Consider the following 3,092-nt stretch of genomic DNA (forward strand, 5'->3'; position numbering starts at 1 on the left):
CTCTTTTAAACCTCTTTACCGTCGGCTGTGTTCTTACTCTCCCAAGGGATACATAATCTTTTAAAGGTGGTTTTGTCTGTTTTTAAAGGTGGTTTTGTCTGTTTTTAAAGGTGGTTTTGTCTGTTTTTAAAGGTGGTTTTGTCTGTTTTGACGTGTTGATTCAAGGGTGGTACTTTGATATAATAACCTTAAAAAGGTCTGAGGTGATTATATGGCGAATGAAATAGTAAAATACCATCATGAATTAAATACGATTCCTTTACGGAAATTCACACCAGTTGAAATGAATCTGTTCTTCTCTATTGTTTCTAGAATGCGGGAAAAAGGCGATAAAACCGTCCGCTTTACGTTTGACCAACTGAAAGATCTGAGTAACTATAAAGCGACTGCTAACGTGCGGTTTGTAGATGATTTAAAGGCAACGTACGAGAAAATCTTATCGTTACGCTTTGGTCGTAGAAGTGAGTCTGGGCTTTCTTACGATATGTTTGTGATGTTTACGGAATTTAGAATCAATGGTGACGTTGAAGAGCCTTATGTAGATATACGAATTTACGAAAAAGCTCTGCCTTTGTTAAATAATTTAGACGAGTGGGTACGCTACTCTTTACAACAATTCAATGAGTTACAAAGCAGCTACTCTAAGACCATGTTTAGGTTATTAAAACAATTTAGAACGAAAGGTTTTGCCTATTTTTCCAAAGAAGATTTTCATGAGTTGCTAGATATTCCTAAAAGTTATCAGCAAAGTGACGTTGATAAAAATGTGATAAAGCCTATCCGACAAGAATTAACCGCAATCTTTAAAGGGCTAGCAATCAAAAAGAAATACGGAAAAGGTCGTGGAAAGCCTGTAATTGGCTATCAATTTTCCTTTAAGCCTGAAATAAAAAAAGCAGATGACTTTAACAAACATGCACCAACCAAAGAAGAACAAAACAGGGCTTTAGCTCAAGCAGATAAACAAAAAGAATACGAACAACAACCAACAACGATTGACGATAAAATTTTAGAAGCAAAGAGAAAAGTTGAGTTGCTTGAACAGCTCAAAGCCTTAGAGAAAAAAGAAAAACACTCAAAGGAAAAAGAGCCTATTTCCGAAACTAATTCTTCAATTTCATCTTCTGAAAAAGATGATTTACTCGGTGAATTACACAATATTTTTTCGAAGGAGGATTGATTTTGAAGCCCTACGATTACAACCAAACACTCAAAATCGAACAATTGAATGAATTATCAAAAGGTACGACCGCTCGATTGATTGGTTATTTGACGAACGAAAATATCGAAATTGATAACCGGAATAAATTTTTTGCTTTGTTGTATCAGCAATTCAAAGAAATGCTGAATCTCAACTTATTTTCCCTGTCAGATACTGAACTAAAACGAGTAGAACAATACTGGCAAAAAATGAATGACCTTGTTTCAACTCTTTCAAAATAAAGTCGAGCGAAGCGACAAAAAAGCCTGAAGCAAAAAACGTTTTTTGCTTCAGGCTTTTTATCGGTATTAGGTGAAACCTAACAAGCATTCCATTTGGAATTTTAGGATATGGACGTCCATATCCGATGCTTGCCTTTTTCAAAAGGCAAGCAAAAATCCTACTTGGAATGGTGGTGTGTGCGCACACACCCGATGCTTGCCCCTCAGGTTAATCTCCATATATCTCACGCATTCTTTGCTTTTGTTGGGAACTTAATAATTTCAAAATAAAGTTTTTTTCTAACTCTGTTAAGTCTTCGTATTGGTCTTTATGTTTATCTCTCCGTAATTTTATACTTACAATATTTCTAAATGCAGTTTTTTCATTTTGATTTAAAGTATTATAAAATGATCTTAAACATTTTGCTTGATTAATCGTTAGTTTTCCGTCCTCCATGATTTGTTTAGTAATACTTTGTTGAAATTCGGTTCTAACAAATCTGCTATTCAAAGCGTCGAATAGAATTTTCTCCCAGTAATCAACTTTATCTTGTTCTACTCTTTGAACAGTAACTGTATCCCCTGAAGTATCGTATAAATGTTCATGTGACTCTGCCATATGGTCTATGAACTTTGTTATACAAGAACTTCCAACAATCATTTCATTTTGATTCAACTTATTTTTGATTGTATATTCATATCTGATTTCTTTATGACCACATAATTGACAATCAAAATCAGCCTCTTCATTATCAAATAAACCGACATAAACCCATTCTTTTTTTGCTTTAAAAAAGTTATTTTTATCTTCACTCAAAGGTAACAAATTACTTTTAGCACGTTGTAGCCACACAGTATCGGCCATTCAATCTCCTCCCCATAAATGTTTTTATATAATTATAGCATCATAATCTTTTAATAATGTGACTGACCAGCCAAAATTGGCTGGTCAGTCACATTATTAAAAGATTATCCTACAAAAAACTGTTTTTACTTAGGGATATTTTCAGATTTTGATTTTTCAGGTAATACTTGCTATAATCAAATTGCGGAAGACATAAATTCGTAATGAATAGCACAAAAGCCCAGACCTCGTCACAGGTCTGGGCTTTTTTTATTCGCCTTGCGGATAGGCGTGTGGGTTAGGACAACTTGCGAAGTTATCTGCTAATCGTCTAACCAATGATTAACTAGCGTGATTACTAGACCCACAAAGAGTGGAGCGATAACCAAAGACATAAGTTCGTACATGAATAGCACCCCCTTTCAGGGGCAAGTTGCCGTATTCGATTATAGCATACTTGCCCGATACTATAATTACCTTAAAGTGGGCTATGTGTCCCACGCTTGGGTTTTGGGTTGTTAGGGCTTGCCCTGACCGCCTGAAAGGCGCTTGAGGAACAAGATTAGCTGTAACCACTAAAAACGTCTTAGAGAGGCTTAGACAGCCTGTGAGGCTCTCACACAGGGTTCCTTAATAACTGGGGTTGATTTTAGCGAGGGAGCACAGCGACCGCTGCAAGTAAAATGTGATAGCTACGCTATCACTCCTTTTTTGTTTTTTGGTTTTTATTTGCAGTTTTGCAGAATTCGCGAACCTGTTTATCTAAAAAAATGAGCTTTTTTAGGCGGGAATTTTTGCCCCCCTCTTTTATAATCTCTTTTTAAAC

At 35.7% G+C, this 3,092-nt stretch carries 4 protein-coding genes; 2 read left to right on the plus strand and 2 right to left on the minus strand.

Features of this window, described 5'->3' with window-relative positions; genetic code table 11:
• The first annotated feature begins 211 nt into the window (after positions 1-211).
• A complete protein-coding gene (locus N6G83_RS54070) occupies positions 212-1,180 on the plus strand; it encodes a replication initiation protein (protein WP_260524414.1) in 969 nt (322 codons plus the stop codon).
• 2 nt (positions 1,181-1,182) lie between these two features.
• A complete protein-coding gene (locus tag N6G83_RS54075) occupies positions 1,183-1,443 on the plus strand; it encodes a hypothetical protein (protein WP_260524415.1) in 261 nt (86 codons plus the stop codon).
• Between the two features lie 208 nt (positions 1,444-1,651).
• On the opposite strand, the gene N6G83_RS54080 is transcribed toward N6G83_RS54075, so the two are convergent.
• On the minus strand, positions 1,652-2,287 hold the full coding sequence (locus N6G83_RS54080; protein WP_260524416.1) for a hypothetical protein: 636 nt from the start codon (positions 2,285-2,287) through the stop codon (positions 1,652-1,654).
• A 302-nt stretch (positions 2,288-2,589) separates the two neighbouring features.
• Entirely contained in the window at positions 2,590-2,673 is an 84-nt protein-coding gene (locus N6G83_RS55035) for a type I toxin-antitoxin system Fst family toxin (protein ID WP_143139630.1), read from the minus strand.
• Positions 2,674-3,092: the final 419 nt, after the last annotated feature.

The sequence above is a fragment of the Serratia sp. PL7 genome, assembly GCF_945957435.1.

Coding starts and splice junctions, on each gene's coding strand:
- N6G83_RS54070 (WP_260524414.1), top strand. CDS start 212: ATGGCGAATGAAATAGTAAAATACCATCATGAATTAAATACGATTCCT.
- N6G83_RS54080 (WP_260524416.1), bottom strand. CDS start 2,287: ATGGCCGATACTGTGTGGCTACAACGTGCTAAAAGTAATTTGTTACCT.
- N6G83_RS55035 (WP_143139630.1), bottom strand. CDS start 2,673: ATGTACGAACTTATGTCTTTGGTTATCGCTCCACTCTTTGTGGGTCTA.